At 50.3% G+C, this 17250-nt stretch carries 19 protein-coding genes and 3 tRNA genes; 2 read left to right on the forward strand and 20 right to left on the reverse strand.

Going from position 1 to position 17250, the window contains the following annotated elements; all coding sequences use genetic code 11:
- Positions 1-37 precede the first annotated feature (37 nt).
- Both scfB and scfA read right to left on the reverse strand, forming a co-directional pair.
- Positions 38-1402 carry a thioether cross-link-forming SCIFF peptide maturase gene (gene scfB / locus Pmgp_RS00395; protein WP_134211991.1) on the reverse strand — a complete coding sequence of 455 codons (1365 nt, stop codon included), beginning with the start codon at positions 1400-1402 and terminating at the stop codon, positions 38-40.
- A gap of 51 nt (positions 1403-1453) precedes the next feature.
- On the reverse strand, positions 1454-1606 hold the full coding sequence (gene scfA / locus Pmgp_RS00400) for a six-cysteine ranthipeptide SCIFF (protein WP_134211992.1): 153 nt from the start codon (positions 1604-1606) through the stop codon (positions 1454-1456).
- Between the two features lie 261 nt (positions 1607-1867).
- On the opposite strand from scfA, the gene Pmgp_RS00405 reads away from it, so the two are divergent.
- Entirely contained in the window at positions 1868-2059 is a 192-nt protein-coding gene (locus Pmgp_RS00405; RefSeq protein WP_134211993.1) for a hypothetical protein, read from the forward strand.
- 103 nt (positions 2060-2162) lie between these two features.
- On the opposite strand, the gene Pmgp_RS00410 is transcribed toward Pmgp_RS00405, so the two are convergent.
- From Pmgp_RS00410 to rpsF, 17 genes are all read right to left on the reverse strand, one after another.
- Positions 2163-2813, reverse strand: a complete 651-nt coding sequence (locus Pmgp_RS00410; RefSeq protein WP_134211994.1) for a DUF4145 domain-containing protein — start codon at positions 2811-2813, stop codon at positions 2163-2165.
- Entirely contained in the window at positions 2806-4488 is a 1683-nt protein-coding gene (locus Pmgp_RS00415) for a glutamine--tRNA ligase/YqeY domain fusion protein (protein ID WP_134211995.1), read from the reverse strand. The genes Pmgp_RS00410 and Pmgp_RS00415 overlap by 8 nt, the downstream gene beginning before the upstream one ends.
- Positions 4489-4760: 272 nt before the next feature.
- Positions 4761-5435: a GSU2403 family nucleotidyltransferase fold protein gene (locus tag Pmgp_RS00420; protein ID WP_134211996.1), complete on the reverse strand. Its 675-nt coding sequence runs from the start codon at positions 5433-5435 to the stop codon at positions 4761-4763.
- On the reverse strand, positions 5432-5734 hold the full coding sequence (locus Pmgp_RS00425; RefSeq protein ID WP_134211997.1) for a DUF6788 family protein: 303 nt from the start codon (positions 5732-5734) through the stop codon (positions 5432-5434). The genes Pmgp_RS00420 and Pmgp_RS00425 overlap by 4 nt, the downstream gene beginning before the upstream one ends.
- Before the next feature lie 307 nt (positions 5735-6041).
- Positions 6042-6116: transfer RNA gene (locus tag Pmgp_RS00430), tRNA-Gly, on the reverse strand.
- A 114-nt stretch (positions 6117-6230) separates the two neighbouring features.
- Positions 6231-6306, reverse strand: a tRNA-Glu gene (locus Pmgp_RS00435).
- A gap of 120 nt (positions 6307-6426) precedes the next feature.
- Positions 6427-6502: transfer RNA gene (locus Pmgp_RS00440), tRNA-Lys, on the reverse strand.
- Between the two features lie 117 nt (positions 6503-6619).
- Entirely contained in the window at positions 6620-7906 is a 1287-nt protein-coding gene (locus Pmgp_RS00445; RefSeq protein WP_134211998.1) for an adenylosuccinate synthase, read from the reverse strand.
- A gap of 14 nt (positions 7907-7920) precedes the next feature.
- A complete protein-coding gene (locus Pmgp_RS00450) occupies positions 7921-9309 on the reverse strand; it encodes an NAD(P)/FAD-dependent oxidoreductase (protein ID WP_134212097.1) in 1389 nt (462 codons plus the stop codon).
- A 248-nt stretch (positions 9310-9557) separates the two neighbouring features.
- Positions 9558-10892: a replicative DNA helicase gene (gene dnaB, locus Pmgp_RS00455; protein WP_134211999.1), complete on the reverse strand. Its 1335-nt coding sequence runs from the start codon at positions 10890-10892 to the stop codon at positions 9558-9560.
- A gap of 12 nt (positions 10893-10904) precedes the next feature.
- On the reverse strand, positions 10905-12845 hold the full coding sequence (gene lonC / locus Pmgp_RS00460; protein WP_134212000.1) for a Lon family ATP-dependent protease: 1941 nt from the start codon (positions 12843-12845) through the stop codon (positions 10905-10907).
- A gap of 235 nt (positions 12846-13080) precedes the next feature.
- Positions 13081-13527: a 50S ribosomal protein L9 gene (gene rplI / locus Pmgp_RS00465; RefSeq protein WP_134212001.1), complete on the reverse strand. Its 447-nt coding sequence runs from the start codon at positions 13525-13527 to the stop codon at positions 13081-13083.
- Between the two features lie 61 nt (positions 13528-13588).
- Positions 13589-14545, reverse strand: coding sequence for a YybS family protein (locus Pmgp_RS00470; protein WP_192902701.1), 957 nt, complete (start codon positions 14543-14545; stop codon positions 13589-13591).
- Positions 14546-14549: 4 nt separating this feature from the next.
- On the reverse strand, positions 14550-14867 hold the full coding sequence (locus Pmgp_RS00475) for a MazG-like family protein (protein ID WP_134212098.1): 318 nt from the start codon (positions 14865-14867) through the stop codon (positions 14550-14552).
- A 198-nt stretch (positions 14868-15065) separates the two neighbouring features.
- The gene (rpsR, locus tag Pmgp_RS00480; protein WP_134212003.1) at positions 15066-15296 is read right to left on the reverse strand and encodes a 30S ribosomal protein S18; all 231 of its coding nucleotides are present in this window, start codon (positions 15294-15296) and stop codon (positions 15066-15068) included.
- A 53-nt stretch (positions 15297-15349) separates the two neighbouring features.
- A complete protein-coding gene (locus Pmgp_RS00485) occupies positions 15350-15763 on the reverse strand; it encodes a single-stranded DNA-binding protein (RefSeq protein WP_134212004.1) in 414 nt (137 codons plus the stop codon).
- Positions 15764-15831: 68 nt separating this feature from the next.
- The gene (gene rpsF / locus Pmgp_RS00490) at positions 15832-16119 is read right to left on the reverse strand and encodes a 30S ribosomal protein S6 (protein WP_134212005.1); all 288 of its coding nucleotides are present in this window, start codon (positions 16117-16119) and stop codon (positions 15832-15834) included.
- A gap of 373 nt (positions 16120-16492) precedes the next feature.
- Here rpsF and Pmgp_RS00495 point away from each other — a divergent pair, with 373 nt between their 5' ends.
- Entirely contained in the window at positions 16493-16819 is a 327-nt protein-coding gene (locus Pmgp_RS00495; protein ID WP_134212006.1) for a carbohydrate-binding protein, read from the forward strand.
- Between the two features lie 223 nt (positions 16820-17042).
- Here the strand turns inward: Pmgp_RS00495 and Pmgp_RS00500 are convergent, their stop codons facing one another.
- The gene (locus Pmgp_RS00500) at positions 17043-17240 is read right to left on the reverse strand and encodes a DUF951 domain-containing protein (RefSeq protein WP_134212007.1); all 198 of its coding nucleotides are present in this window, start codon (positions 17238-17240) and stop codon (positions 17043-17045) included.
- Positions 17241-17250: the final 10 nt, after the last annotated feature.

The following is a 17250-nucleotide window of genomic DNA, read 5'->3' on the forward strand; positions in this document are numbered from 1 at the left end:
AGTGTGAATAACCGGCTTATTTGGCAAGTGATCTGTGTCAAAGCCCACTGCCTTCGTCCGGCTCGCATTTAGCTTTAAAATAGATGGCGCATTCAAGTCTTTTTCTGGTCATGGAGCAGCCAAGCTGGTATGGTTTCAAGATGGAACCGTGCAAGAGGTCGGCATTGGCGTGACAGCCCCCGCTGCAGTAAAACTTGGCCCAGCATGCCGAGCATTCTTCCTTGTTATACACATGGGCCTGCCGGAATGCTTCCATAAGCCTGGTATCAAAATCTTCTCCTGCCACATTGCCAATTAAGTAACGGTCTCTGCCCACAAACTGGTGACAGGGGTACAAATCCCCGTTTGGGGCCACAGCCATATATTCGTGACCGGCGCCGCAGCCTGAAAGACGCTTGGGCAGGCAGGGTCCCCCGTCAAGGTCGATATTAAAGTGAAAGAAGTTCACTTGTTTGCCCGCCTGTCTCCTCTTAAGCAGATTTCGTGTCAACCGTTCATATTGCTCATAAATTAGCGGCAGGTCTTCAGTGCGGATGGCATAGCCTGCTTCTTCCGTAGCTACCACCGGTTCCACCGAAAGGCGCTCAAACCCAAGGTCGGCCAGGTGCAGCACATCTGAGCAGAAGTCAAGGTTATGCCGGGTGAAAGTACCGCGTATGTAATAATCCATGCCGTCCCGGGAATTCACAAAGTCCCGGACCCTGGACAGGACCTGGTCGTATGTGCCCGCGCCAAGGTTGGTGACCCGCATGGCATCATGCACTTCCCGCCTGCCGTCAAGGCTGAGCACAACACTGATATTCTGGTCGTTGAGGTACCTTGACACCTCCTGGTCCAGCAGCAGCGCGTTGGTGGTCAGGGTAAAATTAAAGGTCTTGCCGGCCCGCTCGCCCTGCGCACGGCCATAAGCCACCAGCTCTTTTAACGTATTAAAATTTAACAGCGGCTCGCCGCCGAAAAAGTCAACCTCAAGATGCTTCCTGCCGCCGGACCGCCGGATCAAGAATTCTATTGCCCTGCGGCCAGTATCCAAAGGCATTAAATCTGCCGCCCCGCCAAACTGCCCCTGCCCGGCGAAACAATAACGGCAGCGCAGGTTGCAGGCATGTGCCAGGTGCAGGCAAAGTGACTTGACCTCAAACCTGGCCGGCGGGCTGTAAGTATCATGGTACGGGTCCGGGCTGAAAAGCAAACCGCTGTCAGCCAGGGTTTTAATTTCCCCAACAGCTTCCAGCACATTGGTCCGGCCAAATTTCCGCCCGTACTTCCTGGCTAAATCTTCAGCAGTCATTTGACGGTAATCTTCTATCAGGTCCCAGACCAGATCGTCCACCAGGTGAACCGCCCCGCTGTGCACGTCCAGGATAATTTTGGTCCCGTCAAACTCAAACTTGTGCAGCAAAATTTGTCCTCCTCAAAAAAGCACCTCGTCCCTGTGGGACAAGGCTCTTTTTTATCTGGATTTTTCTTTTGAACAGACCTGGTTCCCCACCGTACAGGAAGTTTTACAGGCTGACTGGCAGGAAGCCTGGCACTCGCCGCAGCCGCGGTCCTTAATGGTTGACTTGAGCTCGGCGCCGCTTAATGTTTTAATGTGTTTACCCAACCTTTACCACCCCTCTTTCATTAGTCATTATAAATGATTGGAGCAGGCGGCGCAACCAGCCTTTACCTTTAAAAAACGCGTATATTATACATAAAACACTGCTTTTTTCTTTCCCGTCGCCGGGCAAAAGCCCTGCTTGCTTGTCAATAGTGCCGCGATAAATTATACCCGTCCACAAGTTATTGTACAAAAATCGTTAATTTTCTACAATATGTATTGTCTCTGATCACAATCAATGTTAGAATATTACAGGGTGGTTGGATGCGCTTTGTCAAATGGCTGGAAGGTGTACGTTTTTACTACAACTATATTGTTTCAGGATTTTCGAACGGGGGAAGCTGGAAACTCAACAGAATTACCGAGCTTAATAGTGTCGAAACCCGTAAAATCCTGATCAGGAACATGTCGACGTACGAAGAAATTTTCATCCGCCAGCACAGGGTTTCTTCGTAATATAAGGCCCCTTAAAAGCTCTTATCAAATAGAGAGTGGTTTTTTGCCCTTTTTTCATTGTTAAAACTATCTTCAAACAGCATCCTGTTAAGTACAGGGTGTTTTAATTTTTTGCGGCAATATCGGTTAACCGTGCCAACAAGGCCGGCGCCTGGTACAAATATTCAAAGACTACGGCACAAAGTCCTTGTAAAAATTCTATTTCTTTTTCTATCCCAGGCTGATCTGAAGCTGTGAAAAACCCGCCTCTGTCATTGCTTTCAAATTTTTGAGCCAACTCGTATATTTTTAAGGGGATTTCGCCCTTTTTAGCGAGATTCCCTATTCTTTCACAGATTGAGTCTCCTTCGGCCCGGCGGTCAGCGCAGGCCAGTTCCAGTGCCCGGCGCAGGTGTGCCGCACAAGTCCCAGGATCACTGTTTCTAAATTGGCGGGCGGTCAGGCAAGCATCTCTCACCTGCACAGGCAGGGTTTGCGGAACAGGTTCGCCGTCCGGATACAAAATAGTATAACTGTAATCCTCCGGCCTTCGTTCATCGTGCCAGTCTACTCTGGTCAGGGTAAGCTGGTCACAGCACAGGCACCGGGAGACACTGTACGCCACCCCCCAGGGGCGCAAGCTTTCTTTGGCCAGATAACCGCACGGGCTGGTTAAAGTCTCCATATCCCTCTCGCTGTATTCAGCAAGAATACCGGCCAGCCCTTTTTTGCCGCAGTGCCCGCAAATAAGCCGGGCGCAGTATTTTCTATCCATTTTTTTTCATTATTTTCGCCCAGGAGTCTTTCAGCGAAACGATCCGGTTGAATACCAGCGCGCCGGGTTTTGCATCCACAGGGTCGACAATAAAGTAGCCGTGCCTTAAGAACTGAAACCGGCTTCCCAGCGGCGCCCCGGCCAGGCCGGGCTCAACCAGGCAGGCAGTAAGTGTCTCCAGCGAATTTGTGTTGATGCAGGATTTGAAATCCTTCTCCTCATCCGGGTTTTCCCGGTTGAAAAGGTGATCGTAAAGACGAACTTCCGCTGGAACGGCGTGAGCAGCTGAAACCCAGTGCAGCGTTCCCTTGACTTTGCGCGTGCTGCCGGAGCCGCTGCGGGTTTCAGGATCATAGGCGCAGTGCAGTTCTATAATTGCACCGGTCTTTTCATCTTTGACCACCCGCTCGCACTTGATAATGTATGCATGTTTCAGCCTTACCTCATTGCCGGGCGAAAGGCGGAAGAATTTTTTCGGCGGGTCTTCCAGAAAGTCGTCCTGTTCAATATAAATCTCGCGTGAAAAGGGGACTTTCCTTGTGCCCATAGCGGGATTTTCCGGGTTTATTTCAGCGTCCAGCTCCTCTACCTGTCCAGCCGGGTAATTGTCTATGACCACCTTAAGCGGGCGCAGCACCGCCATCACCCGCGGGGCGCGGGAGTTCAGATATTCCCTGATGCTGTGCTCCAGCATGGCTATGTCCACCATACTGTTGGCTTTGGCCACCCCGATGTCTTCGCAAAAGTCGCGGATCGCCTCCGGCGTGTAACCGCGCCTGCGCAAGCCGGATATGGTAGGCATGCGGGGGTCGTCCCAGCCGCTCACGTACCCTTCCTCCACCAACTGCCGCAGCTTGCGCTTGCTCATAACGGTATAGGTCAGATTCAGACGGGCAAACTCGATCTGCTGCGGGTGGTAAATTTTCAAAGCGTCCAGCGTCCAGTCATAAAGAGGGCGGTGGTCCTCAAACTCCAGCGTGCAGATGGAATGGGTGATCCCTTCTATAGAATCGGAAATAGGGTGGGCATAGTCGTACATCGGGTAGATGCACCACTTGTCACCGGTCCGGTGGTGCGACGCTTTCATAATGCGGTAAATCACCGGGTCCCGCATATTCAGGTTCGGCGAGGCCATATCGATTTTAGCCCGCAGCACCCGCGCGCCTTCCGGAAATTCACCGGCTTTCATTCTTTCGAACAAATCCAAATTCTCTTCCACCGACCGGTCGCGGTAAGGGCTCGGTTTGCCGGGCTCGGTCAGCGTGCCGCGGTAGTCCCTGGTCTCTTCGGCGCTCAGGTCGCAAACATAAGCCTGTCCGGTTTTGATCAGCTGGACGGCATATTCATAAAGCTGGTCAAAGTAATCCGAGGCGTAGTACATCCGGTCGTCCCAGTCAAATCCCAGCCACTTCACATCGGTCTTGATCGAATCCACATACTCGACCTCTTCTTTGGAAGGGTTGGTGTCATCAAAACGCAAATTGCACAGGCCGCCGTTTTTAGCGGCTAGCCCGAAATTCAGGCAGATGGACTTGGCGTGCCCTATGTGCAGGTAGCCGTTCGGCTCCGGAGGGAAGCGGGTGTGGACCCTGCCGCCGTACTTGTTTGTATCAAAATCCTCATTGATAATGTTCTGAATAAAGTTGGAAGAAGTGCTGGAACCGTTTGTTGTCATTCTCATTGCTCCCTTATCATTTAGTTCCTCAACACTGAGCCGTGAGCACCTTTGGTCACATTCTATATTATACCTTAACACTATTTTACCAAATTTAAACCTTCCCCTGCCATATTTCAACATACAGTTAAATAATCCTTCCGGTTAGTGAACAGCAGTGTTTTGATCCAGGTCACCTGGAAAGCAAAACCTGGCGCGTGGCCAGGCAGTGTTAAAATCTATGCCGCAAGAAACTTGGTTTATTGCGGCGCCCAAATTGTTTTTCTGGGGAACTATTTAAACAATCGGATAAGGTTTACTTTACAAGTTGTATCGACTAATGCCCGTTCTTTTCCAGTTAACCCGTAATCATAAATTTCCTTTAGTTTTGCAAGATTTTTTTCCGATCCTTTGATAAAAGGCAATAATTCCTCAATAGACATTAAATCCTTTTTCTTTTTCATTTCCTGCCGGCGGTTATTAATAACTAGTTTGTGTAAAACATATGCTTCCGGCAGAGGCACCCGCAGCTGAAAGGATCGGATTACTAAAACAGTGGTCCATTGACTCAAACTGTCCAGGTGCCGAAGACCGGTAGCTTTTATTCCAAGACCTTCAACGGTATAAGGCTCAACTTGGCCATGACCCATTTCTCGAACTAAAAATTCGACATCAAGAGGCCCTTCCACTTTCGAAAATTTTATCAGACCATCTCGGCGCTGCTGGGTCATAAAACCATGACGCTCCATTACGTCGCACAATGGTACTTTTTTAGCTGGCCGTCTTATATTGGGGATTAGAAAATCAAGGTCGATTGTACGGATGCTTGGCTGGAAGCCTCTAAAATAATTAGATTCAGCATAAATATACTCAACCCAACTCCCAATTAAAATTAGATCTGCCAAAATACCTTGTGCATCCAGCAGCGCAATAGTTTCCCAGAAAACTGCTTCCTGTGTTCTGCTCATTTGCGTTTAAGCGCTTTCTCTAAAATCCTACAATCTCTTTTTACTTCCCTTAAATTTTGCAGGAGTTTCTTATGTTGCTCTAATTTAAACTGTAACTCCTCTAACTCTTCTTTGGATAGTTTATTTAAATACTTAGATACCATCTTTCCGTTTTCCCGATAATCCAGATAAGGATACAAACGACCTCGAATATTTTTAAGACGGATATTCCCCTTAGGCATGGACGCTAATCTCTCTTTATAGGATTGTTCCATCGACTTGAGCCGTTCATAATGGTCCTCCAAAACACCGCGAATCATTATAACCCCTCCTATTATTAACCTGCAACATGGTAATAATTTAACCAGTGCAGGTTAATAATATTCTACCCTACGGACTCTTATTTTGCAAGAACAAATTAACCTGCAACAGCTCAAATTTGGATTAGCCGCAGGTTAATTTTTTGAAACTGCCTGCCGGGCTAACACAACTATGGATTTTTTAATTTCTTGCCAGCGATGAAATAAGCTTCAGGTAATATCAAGGCTGTCAAAATATTTAAAAACGCGCAAAAAACCCTGCTAATAATATGCAGGGTCACTAAAAAACTAAAGCCCTAGTTTTTACTGGAGCGGGTGACGAGGATCGAACTCGCAACCCTCAGCTTGGGAAGCTGATGCTCTACCGTTGAGCTACACCCGCCCGGCTCTATTATTATAACTTTTCTGTATTTAAAAATCAAGTTCAAGCCGGGAACGCTTTTTACAGGAGCCTAAAAGCAACGGACAGCCGGCGGCTGTCCAAACTGTTTTACTTTGGTGACCCCACCGGGATTCGAACCCGGGTTACCGCCGTGAAAGGGCGGTGTCTTAGGCCGCTTGACCATGGGGCCTTATCGGTTGTCGGTAGTCCGTAGTCGGTTGTTGGATTGCTTGTTGGAATTCGCTTTTAGCGAATTCCTTCCCAATTAACTGACTACTGACTACTGACTACTGACTACTGACTACTGAATTGGTGAGCCATGCTGGACTCGAACCAGCGACACCCTGATTAAAAGTCAGGTGCTCTACCGACTGAGCTAATGGCCCAAAAAGCCTTACAGTTAGATATATTACTATAACCTGAATAACCAGTCAACCATTAAAAATATATGTATTTTCCCAGTTCTGCTGTATGTCTTCTTTACACTCTATTTAAGCCAGGTCTTATTTATACAGGTCCTCGGTGAGTATGGTCTGGGCGCGCCTGCCGCCCACTCCGACAAGGGCAATGTCGGTACCTGACACCTCACTGATCCGGTCCAGGAAACTTCTGGCCTGGGGCGGGAGGTCGGCCAGTTTTCCGGCGCCTGTTATATCTTCGCTCCAGCCCGGCAATTCCTCATAAACAGGCTCGCATTCTTTTAAAACCTTGAGGCTGGCCGGGAATTCAGTGATGATTTCGCCCCGGTACTTGTAACCGGTGCAGATTTTCAGTTTTTCCAGCCCGCTTAACACATCCAGCTTGGTGATCGCCAGGCAGTCCAGGCCGTTGATCCTGACCGCATAGCGGGCGACAACCCCGTCAAACCAGCCGCAGCGGCGCGGGCGCCCGGTAGTGGTACCAATTTCACCGCCCTGCTTTCTGATGTAGGCGCCTGTTTCATCATTAAGCTCGGTTGGGAAAGGGCCTTCTCCCACCCTGGTGGTGTAAGCCTTGGCGACTCCTATGACCCGGTCGATCTTGGTCGGCCCTATGCCGGCGCCGAAACAGGCCGCTCCGGCAGTGGGGTGAGAGGAAGTCACAAAAGGATAGGTGCCGTGGTCGAGATCCAGAAGCGTCCCCTGAGCGCCTTCAAAAAGGACGTTTTTGCCTTGTTTGATCATGTCGTTGACCACTACAGAGGTATCACAGACGTACTTTCTGAGCTCTTCGCCATACCTGGTGAAAGAATCGAGCGTGGTTTGGTAATCCACCGGGCTGCTCCCGTAAACTTCGGTTAAAAGGTGGTTCTTAGTCTCAATATTCCTTTCCAGCAGGAGGGGAAACTCTTCCCTGTCCAGCAGGTCGATCACCCGTATGCCTACCCGCGCGGATTTATCAGTATAAGCGGGCCCGATGCCGCGGCAGGTGGTGCCTATTTTATTGCTGCCCTTGCTCTCCTCTTCCACCTGGTCAAGCTTTTGGTGGTAAGGGAGAATCACGTGGGCACGCTGGCTGATCCTCAAATTAGCCGTACTGACACCGCGCTTTTCCAGGGAAGCAAGCTCTTGCAGCAGAACTGCCGGGTCAATCACCACACCGCTGCCTATTACACACATTTTATCGGGATATAGTATCCCCGAGGGAATCAGGTGCAGCTTAAACTCGCGGTCCTCAACCACAACTGTGTGGCCGGCATTGTTGCCGCCCATGTAGCGGACAACCATATCGGCCTTTTCAGCCAGGAAGTCTGTTACCTTCCCTTTCCCTTCGTCTCCCCACTGTGCGCCAATTACTACTACTGTGGACATCCGGATAAAACCCCCTATATCCTTTTTGCAATTTCCCTGGCCGCCAGCACACCGGCCGCGGAAGCCTGGGCCAAACCTCTGGTCACGCCGGCCCCGTCCCCGGCGGCAAATAAATTCTTGATCTGGGTTTCCAGCGCTGCCGACAGCGCCAGGCGGGACGAATAGAACTTAACCTCCACGCCATAGAGCAGGGTATACCTTGCATATACCCCGGGCGCCAGGTTATTAAGCGCTTTTAACATTTCCACAATTCCCATCAGGTGGCGGTAAGGGAAAACCAGGCTTAAATCGCCGGGTGTCGCCTCACGCAGGGTGGGCACAGTCATGCATTTGGCCAGTTTTTCCCTGGTGGAGCGGTGCCCTGAAACCAGATCGCCCAGGCTTTGCACGATCACCCCGCCGCCAAGCAGGTTGGCCAGGCTGGCTATATACCTGCCGTAAGCAATCGGCTCCTTAAAGGGCTCGGTAAAAGTCTTGCTCACCAGGACGGCGAAATTGGTGTTTTCAGTCTTATTATATGCGTGGCTGTGTCCGTTGACGGTAACCAGCCCGTCGATATTTTCCAGAACCACCTCTCCATTGGGGTTCATGCAGAAAGTACGGACTTTATCGTTAAAAGTTTTGGCATAATAGATAAACTTGGCTTCGTAGAAAATCCTGGTCAGTGGGTCCATTACCGCGGCCGGGAGCTCAACCCGCACCCCGATGTCCACCGGGTTGATTGAAGTGTTCAAACCAAGCCGCTGGGCTTCCTGGGTGAGCCAGTCCGCTCCCTCCCTGCCGGGGGCAAGCACCACGATTTTCGCGTTGATGACCTGACCGTCCCTGGTCAGCACGCCCCGGATTACTTTATCTTTTACCAGGACCTCTTCCACCTGGCAGGAGGTGCGCACTTCCACACCCCTCGCAACCAGGTATTCCTGCATTCGCTGCAGAACTTCCTTGCAGCGGCCGGTACCCATATGCCTGATCCGGACAGGGATCAGCTTTAATTCAGACAGTACAGCCCGCCGCTGTATTTCCTGGATCTCCTCTTCGTGCTCCAGGCCAAAAACATGCTCAGGCGCGCCAAATTTAACATAAGTCCGGTCAATATAATCTATTAAGTCAGATAAACCCTTTTCCCCGGTATATTGCTCCAGGCTGCCGCCTATGTCGGTGGACAGGGTCAGCTTCCCGTCGCTGAAGGCGCCGGCCCCGCCCCAGCCACAGATTGTGGAGCAGGGGGAACAGTTGACGCAGGGGCCGCCCTGTTCCCGGGCGACACAGGCCCGCTTACCAATGTCCCGTCCTTTTTCCAGTATTAATATTTTCATGCCGCCGCCGGTTTCAATCAGCTCCAGGGCGGTGAAAATACCAGCCGGCCCGGAGCCTACAATAATCACATCGTAATGCTTGCTCACAACATCCCTCCTGCCGCCTATCAGCACAGGCCGGCAATTACCGCCGGCATAAAAATAACCCAAACAACAAACCTGCATCAGCTGCGCTAGTCGCCATTTGAGCACTCACCAATCCGCTTTAAAGGGTTTAATTGTCGGGAATTCCATACCGGGCAGCAAGGGTATTTTAGCAAACCATGCTGTCAATGTCAAGAAAATAAACAGAAATTAAACATTTAAGAGAAACCCTGCATGTGTTATTTTGAATTTTATTCATTATATTCCATATGCTTCTCAAGGTGAAAAAACTTTGTGTACTCTTTCCAGAATCCCAGCTCTACGGTACCTGTCGGGCCATTGCGGTGCTTGGCTATAATTATTTCCGCGATCCCCTTCTTATCCGAATCCTTGTTATAATATTCATCACGGTAAATAAACATGATTAAATCAGCATCCTGCTCCAACGAGCCTGATTCCCGCAGGTCGGACATGATCGGCCTTTTTTTATCCCTCTGCTCGACGGCACGGCTGAGCTGGGCTAAAGCCAGCACCGGCACGTTGAGTTCTTTGGCCAGCCCTTTTAAAGAGCGTGAGATCTCTGATATCTCCTGCTGCCGGTTCTCCGCCCGCCTGCTCCCCTGCATCAGTTGCAGGTAATCAATCACGATCAGCCCCAGACCTTTTTCTGCCTGAAGCTGCCTGGCCTTGGCCCGCACCTGGCGCACTGTTATGCCGGGTGTATCGTCTATGAAAACAGGTATGTTAGCCAGCCTGTTTTTAGTCTCGTGCAGTTTCTGCCAGTCTTCTTCCTTCAGGTCGCCGGTGCGGAGGCGGTGCTGGTCAACCTTGGCCTCCGCGCAGAGAATACGCTGCACCAACTGCTCTTTAGACATTTCCAGGCTGTACACGGCCACCGGCGTGTCATACTTTAGAGCGGCATTGTACCCTATGCTCAGGCCCAGGGCGGTTTTGCCCATGCCGGGGCGGCCGGCCAATATAATCAGGTCGCTGGGCTGCAGGCCGCTGCAGAGCCGGTCCAGGTCGCTGAAAGAAGTGGAAACCCCTGTGGTGTCACCCTTGTTGTTGTACAGGAACTCCAGGTGGGCAAATGTATCCAGCAGGATGTCCCTGATGGCGAAGAAAGCTGTAGCCGCCCGCCTGCCGCCCAGTTCCGTGATCATGCGCTCCGCTTCGGCAATAAGCTTCTCCGGTTCCTCCCCGTCTTCATAGCCCATGCCGGCAATACGGGTGGACAACTGGATCAAGGTGCGAAGCAGCGCTTTTTCCTCAACAATGCGGGCGTAATATTCAATATTGGCCGCCGTTGGCACCATTTCCGCCAGCGAGGCCAGGTAGGCCACGCCGCCGGCTTTTTCCAGCGAGCCGTTCTGCTTTAAATGCTCGCTTAAAGTGATTAAATCAACCGGGTTGCCGTTCTCATTCAACTCAAGCATTGACTCATAGATCAACCTGTGGCTTTCCCGGTAAAAATCCTCCGGCCGGAGCAGTTTCATGGCCGCGTAAACGGCCTCCGGGTCCAGCAGGATAGCGCCCAGCACTGACTGCTCGGCGTCAATATTTTGCGGGGGTATCTTATCCAACAAAGAAATCACCTGCTAACTAACCAGTTCGTCGACCTCTGCGGGCGGGAACACGTGCCTGATAATTTCTTCCACGGAATTGACCGGCACCACCTTAATGCCTTTGACGTCAACCGGTATGTCTTTTTCATTCTCCGAAGGCACCAGCACCATTTTAATACCTGCCTGCCTGGCGCCGTAGATCTTTTCAAAAACGCCGCCGACAGCGCGCACCTTGCCCTGAATGGAAATCTCACCTGTCACGGCCACGTCCTGGGCGATCGGACGGCCCTGAATAGCGCTTAAAATGGCCAGGAAAATAGCCACTCCGGCCGAGGGCCCATCTATTCTGCCGCCGCCTACCACGTTCACATGCAGGTCGTAGTTGGCCAGGTCCTCTCCTGTCAGCTTGCGGATCACCGAAGCGGCGTTGAACACCGAATCCTTGGCCATGCTTCCCGCGGTGTCATTAAAGCGGATTGTTCCCTGCCCCTGGTTGCGGGCGGTAAAAGCCATCGCTTCGATTTCCAGCACCGACCCCAAAAAGCCCAGCACGCCAAGTCCAAAAATTTTGCCGACTTCGCGCTGGGGAGAAGCCTTGCGGGTTACATACGGGCTTAACCTGCTGACCTGGGCCACCTCCATGACATCCTCGAGGGCTATTTGCGGCCGGCAGCCTCCTGCTTCGGCACGGTGGCAGGCCATACCATAGGCGTCCGCCAGGATATTGATGGCCTTGCGGCCTTCGATGGTATACTCGCTGATAACTTCAGGCACCGCTTCCTGCATTTCAACGTCAAGCTTGGCCGCGGCTTGTTTTAAAATTTCTCTGATATCTTTAGGCGTCAGCGGCTCGAAAAAGATTTCAGCGCAGCGGGAGCGGATAGCCGGGTTGATTTCCTCAGGGTCTCGGGTGGTGGCGCCGATCAGGATGAAATCAGCCGGGGCTCCTTCTTCGAAGATTTTTCTAATATATTGCGGTACATTGGTCTCATGAGGATCGTAATACGAAGAGTCAAAGAAAACTCTTTTATCTTCCAGGACCTTTAATAACTTGTTTTGCAGTATGGGGTCCATTTCCCCGATCTCATCAATAAAAAGCACGCCGCCGTGAGCGTCGCTGACCAGGCCCAGCTTGGGCTCCGGGACTCCGGTTTCAGCCAGGTCCCGCTTGGCACCCTGGTAGATGGGGTCATGCACGGAACCCAGGAGCGGGTTGGTCACTTCCCTGGGGTCCCAGCGCAGAGTGGCGCCGTTTACTTCTACAAAAGCAGCTTCCTTGGCAAAGGGAGTAACTCTGGCCTTTTTGGCCGCCTCCAGCGCTAACCTGGCCGCGGTGGTCTTGCCCACGCCGGGCGGGCCGTAAAGGATTATGTGCTGCGGGTAGGGAGAGGCCAATTTGGCCAGCAAGGCCTTGACCGACCGCTCCTGGCCCACTATCTCCTCAAAACTGGACGGCCTGAGGAACTCCATCGCGGACGCGGAAAGTTTACGCTGTTCCATTTTTTCCAAAATGGCCAGCTTTTTTAAGGTCTGGGCGTTTTCCGGCCCGGTATTCTCTTTAATCACCTGCATTCTGATTTCTTTAATGTACTCTTCATGCCGCTGTTGAAGTTTTTCGCTTATTTTCTTTTCAAGCTTATCTTCTACCGTACGCCTGGCAATAGTATCCGCTATTTCCTCCTCGAGCTCTTCCAGAATGTCCGGAATATCTTCATAAGACGGCAGGGTGTCATAGGTGGGATCCTCGAAAACCAACTTCTGGAGGGCCAAAACCCTCTCCTCCAGCTTTTCGGAACGCATTAACTGCAGCGCGTCCAGTTTTCCCGCCCGCAAAACCAGTTTGTCGGATCCATGCAGGTTGGCCAGGAGGCTGTAGAGCGCTGTGACTTGACGTTTTAGCTGATCGTGGCCCTGCAGTTTACTGGGAGCCTCATTTTTTACGCTGCCAATAAACTTTTCGAGGAATACTTTCATCTTGAGCTCCTTTCTACCGGCGACTTTTCAAATTTGGGCAAGACAGCAGGCGCCAACCGGCTCTACTGCATAAGCGACTTAAAACATTTGAACAGGATTAACAAGATTATTACGGATTTACAGGATTGGAGAATAAAAATAATTTATTTATTTGTAATAAGAACATGCATTAGGCATTCAAGTTTTTAAATCCTGTTAATCATGTTAAAAATCCTGTAAATCCTGTCAAATTGTTTTAATCACCGACAACTTCTACTTTAACTTCAGCGTGGACATTGGAATGCAGCTTGGCAGTAGCGGTATAAACGCCCAGTTGTTTAATCGGCTCTTTAACTATCAGCTTTTTTTTGTCCAGGACGATTTTATGCTGCTCGGCCAGGGCATCTGAGATATTTTTGTTATTGACCGAGCCAAAAAGCTTTCCTCCCTCACCCGCTTTCGCCCGGACCACAACAATGAGGTTGTCCAGACTGGCGGCAAGCTCCCTGGCTTCCTGCTCTATCTTCTGTTCTTTGGCAGCCTGTGCCTGGCGGCGCACAGCGAGCTCATTCATTTTGCCCTTGGATGCCTCTGCGGCCAGGCCGCGGGGAAACAGGTAATTGCGGGCATACCCTTCCGCCACGTTCAGCATGTCCCCGCGTTTGCCCTGACCAGGCACATCTTTAAGTAATATTACCTTCACGTTTACACTTCCTTTTGTCAATCTTTTCTTGATTCGCCAAGATCATTACCTAAAATTATCTTTAAGGCTTCAGACGCCTTAAATTTACCAGGGGGTCCACAACCCCCAGTAATAGGATAATCATCAGGCTAAAGGGAAGATACACCACGGCCAAAATCAATATAGAAATTTTTATGGGCTTGGCGAGATTGACCTTACGAAAAAAATAAATAAAAACAGACAGCCCAAGTATGAGATACAAGTAAAATAAAACAAACAAAATGTTTTTACCTGTTTTAGCAGCCAGCGTCCAGGAAAACAGGTCCCCGCCCAAGGTCAGGGCCAGCCCTGTGATTAATCCCCACACGCTGTACCAGGGCAGGGACAGCGCTGTGAAAGCAGGGGGCGCTGAAGTAAAATAATTTACCCGCCTTAACCAGGCGACGGCAAGAAGGAAGGCGCAGGCAGCTTCTATAGCGGCTGTAACAACATACTGCCCCGGCAAGAGCAGTTCAAATGTTGCAACCACACTTTCACCGAATGAGGACTGCCATTCCGCGGGCAAATCATTGAAAAGACCGGCGCTCTGGTTGGCGGCCAGCCACTGTTCGGCTGCCTGAAGGCCTTCTTCACCAAGGACAAATGGGTTGTTGCCGGTTAAAAAATAAAACCCGGCAGCGAAAATAAGGGTTAAAGCAACTGAGCACAGGATGCCCGCGGCAAGGCTTTTCCCCGGGGCAACCCGGTTTTTAAACAACAAACCGTAACAAACACCAAGCAGTCCAAATTTTAATACAAATAAATCCGCTTCCAAATGACTGTTAATCAGAATCCCCAGAAAAAGCGCTCCCACCAGTAAGCCCAGCGCGGCGTAACGGAGATCAAGCCGCAGCACCAGCATCATTACCGGCAGGGGGAGCAAAACCGCGGCGATAAAGTAAAGAGGCGGCAAGTAAATTCCGCCCAGGCCGACAACAATGACAAGTGATGTAAAAAAAGCCCACTGGGCCAGGGCTGCGGTTTTCTCGCCTGTTGTCAAGGAATCACCTCTTTTTGTCAACCAGGTAATTTAAAAGGGTTGAAAGATCACCATACCACCTTTCCACCTCGTGATCCTCATCAATACCCTGGCGCAGCTTGGCCTCGACTTTCAAATCAAGCCGGGAAAAATTTATGCCAAGCCGCCGCCCTAAAACATAACAGTTAATGAGCAAACTGGCCAGCGCGTCCAAGATAAGCTCCTCACTGCCACGGAGCATAGACTTGAAAAGAGCTGAGACGGAGGCAACCAAATCGGCCTTCAGCCACTCTATGACCTTGATATTCTTAGCTATGCCGCCTTCCTGGTTCGCGGGAATCATCAAAGAGAGTCCTCCTTTGCTCACTAGACTTAAAACTATTCTGCGAAGCACGCTTCTTTTCCTGCCCGGCATTCATAGTATTTACCTGTTATTTGTTGTCGGGTTTGTTTAGAAGCCCCTGCTTAAACGAAATAACCCTGACTTGCCTGGCTTGCGCTAAAAAATCAAGGGGAGCTGTCTTAGCCCCCCCCTCTTGTTTTATTCTGCTGTGAACGGCAGGAGGGCTATGTTGCGCGCCCTCTTGATTGATGAAGTCAACATGCGCTGGTGTCTGGCGCAATTTCCTGAAATCCTGCGCGGCAGGATTTTTCCGCGCTCGGTGATATACTTTTTGAGACGCGGCACATCTTTATAATCAATGGCTTCCATCTTGTCCACACAAAAGCTGCAGATCCGTTTTTTCCCTCTGCGGCCTCTCTCACGTTTCAATCGCCATTCCTCCTTGCATCAGCCACCTTTTGCGTCGGTGGCCTCTTATTTAATCAAAACGGAATATCATCCTCGTTAAAGCTAATTTCACTGCCATAATCAAGGCCTTCAGCAGTGTGGCCGGCGCCGGGCGCGCCAGGCCCGCCCTCTTTGGCGCGGTCCAGAAAACGAACGTTTTCAGCTACCACCTCAGCAGCTTTTCTGCGGACCCCCTGGCTGTCATCATAAGAGCGGATCTGCAGCCTGCCTTCGACAGCTACAAGCCGGCCCTTTCCGAGATAGTTAGCGCAGTTTTCTGCCTGTTTCTGCCAGACAACAATGTCAATAAAATCCGTTTCCCTTTCCCGGTCCCTGGCCTGGCGCCTATCCACCGCCAGGGTGAACTTGGCTACCGCCGTCCCGCTTGGGGTGTAGCGAAGTTCAGGTTCTCTGGTGAGCCGGCCGATTAAAATAACTTTATTGAGCATTTTTTCACCGCCTTGGTTTTCTATCTACGGAGAATACAAAAAATCGTCCGTCAGGACTTGTTATTACGCTACTCGTCTATGCGCACAATTATATGCCTGAGCACTTCGTCCGTAATCTTAAAAACGCGGTCTAGTTCTGCCGCCACTTTGGACTGGGCGTTCATATGCACGATAATGTAAACGCCTTCTCTGAAATCCTTCACCTCATAAGCCAGCCTGCGCTTGCCCCATTTGTCGATTTTAAGGACTTCCCCACCTTGGCTTTCAATCAGGCCTTTAAATCTTTCCAAGACCGCCGCGCTTTTTTCTTCGTCCAGATCCGGACGGAGAACAAAGACTACCTCGTACTTGCGCAAAGCACTCACCTCCTCCCCATGGACTATGGCCCTACCCGAAAGAGTAGAGCAGGGTGGACACATCATCAATTAAGACTTAAAGATTATAGCACAGCCCTCCAAAAATGGCAAGGAAGATAGAAAAAGGAAGGCGGTAAATTTGTTGCTTTTTAAATAACCTTTGTCCTATCGATGCAAAATAACTATGGAGAGAGTAATTTCGGAAAGTCGGTTTGCAAAGACCGTTCTGTCATCGCGAGGAGCGAAAGCGACGTGGCGATCTCACAGTATAAAGCGGGGGTAAGAGCCGGAGATTGCTTCGCTTAACGCTCGCAATGACAAACGGTAGGACTTTCCGAAAGTATTGTGGAGAAAAAAAGGAGGCGTTTAATTTATGGGTTCGATTAAACCTTATGCTTATTCTCATAATCTAAAAGGAGCGCAGGTAAAACCCCTGAGCAATGACGGCAGGAAAGTAAGTGTATTTTATAACGGCCCGCTGGCGCAGTCCGCAGGCGGCCAGGTTTACCTGCACTGCGGTTCCGGCGACACAAACAACTGGAGCAGTGTCAGTGATTTTCCAATGGAACACCGGAGCAACGGCTGGGAATTATCAGTAGGATTGAAGACCGGCAACAGTCTGAATTTTTGCTTCAGGGACAGCCACGGCAACTGGGACAACAACAACGGCGCCAACTGGCTATACCGGATAACGGAGTAAACAAATTGACAGGAATAACTGGGTAAACAGTAAAACAAATTGACAGGATTAACAGGATTAAAACGGATTTACAGGATTTAATTAAACATAAAAGTATTTAATGATTATCCCTTCATTCCTTTGCCCAGAAAAGCAAACTTTGCCATTTGATTAGAGCATTTGAATATTTTATCCTGTTAACCATTAAAAATCCTGTAAATCCTGTCAAATTGTTTTTCGTAACTCATTGTTCATTACCAGTCTGTTGAACTACCGTCTTGACCGACTTTTCAAATTTGGGGCGGGGCAGCAGCAGCACCCTGCCGCATTTCAAGCATTTGATCCGGAAATCAACGCCGACGCGAATTACTTCCCATAAGTCTCCGCCGCATGGGTGCGGCTTTCTTGTCTTTACAACATCACCCACTTCATATTTAACCAAAAAGAATCCC

Origin of the sequence: Pelotomaculum propionicicum, assembly GCF_004369225.1 — a bacterium.
GTDB lineage: Bacteria > Bacillota > Desulfotomaculia > Desulfotomaculales > Pelotomaculaceae > Pelotomaculum_B > Pelotomaculum_B propionicicum.

Bases quoted from the DNA above. Each gene is read 5' to 3' on its own strand.
- lonC (WP_134212000.1), bottom strand. From the start codon at position 12,845: ATGAAAGTATTCCTCGAAAAGTTTATTGGCAGCGTAAAAAATGAGGCT.
- Pmgp_RS00415 (WP_134211995.1), bottom strand. From the start codon at position 4,488: ATGACAACAAACGGTTCCAGCACTTCTTCCAACTTTATTCAGAACATT.
- Pmgp_RS00485 (WP_134212004.1), bottom strand. From the start codon at position 15,763: ATGCTCAATAAAGTTATTTTAATCGGCCGGCTCACCAGAGAACCTGAA.
- Pmgp_RS00495 (WP_134212006.1), top strand. From the start codon at position 16,493: ATGGGTTCGATTAAACCTTATGCTTATTCTCATAATCTAAAAGGAGCG.
- Pmgp_RS00445 (WP_134211998.1), bottom strand. From the start codon at position 7,906: ATGTCCACAGTAGTAGTAATTGGCGCACAGTGGGGAGACGAAGGGAAA.
- Pmgp_RS00410 (WP_134211994.1), bottom strand. From the start codon at position 2,813: ATGGATAGAAAATACTGCGCCCGGCTTATTTGCGGGCACTGCGGCAAA.
- Pmgp_RS00425 (WP_134211997.1), bottom strand. From the start codon at position 5,734: ATGATTCGCGGTGTTTTGGAGGACCATTATGAACGGCTCAAGTCGATG.
- Pmgp_RS00475 (WP_134212098.1), bottom strand. From the start codon at position 14,867: ATGATTCCCGCGAACCAGGAAGGCGGCATAGCTAAGAATATCAAGGTC.
- Pmgp_RS00405 (WP_134211993.1), top strand. From the start codon at position 1,868: ATGCGCTTTGTCAAATGGCTGGAAGGTGTACGTTTTTACTACAACTAT.
- Pmgp_RS00420 (WP_134211996.1), bottom strand. From the start codon at position 5,435: ATGAGCAGAACACAGGAAGCAGTTTTCTGGGAAACTATTGCGCTGCTG.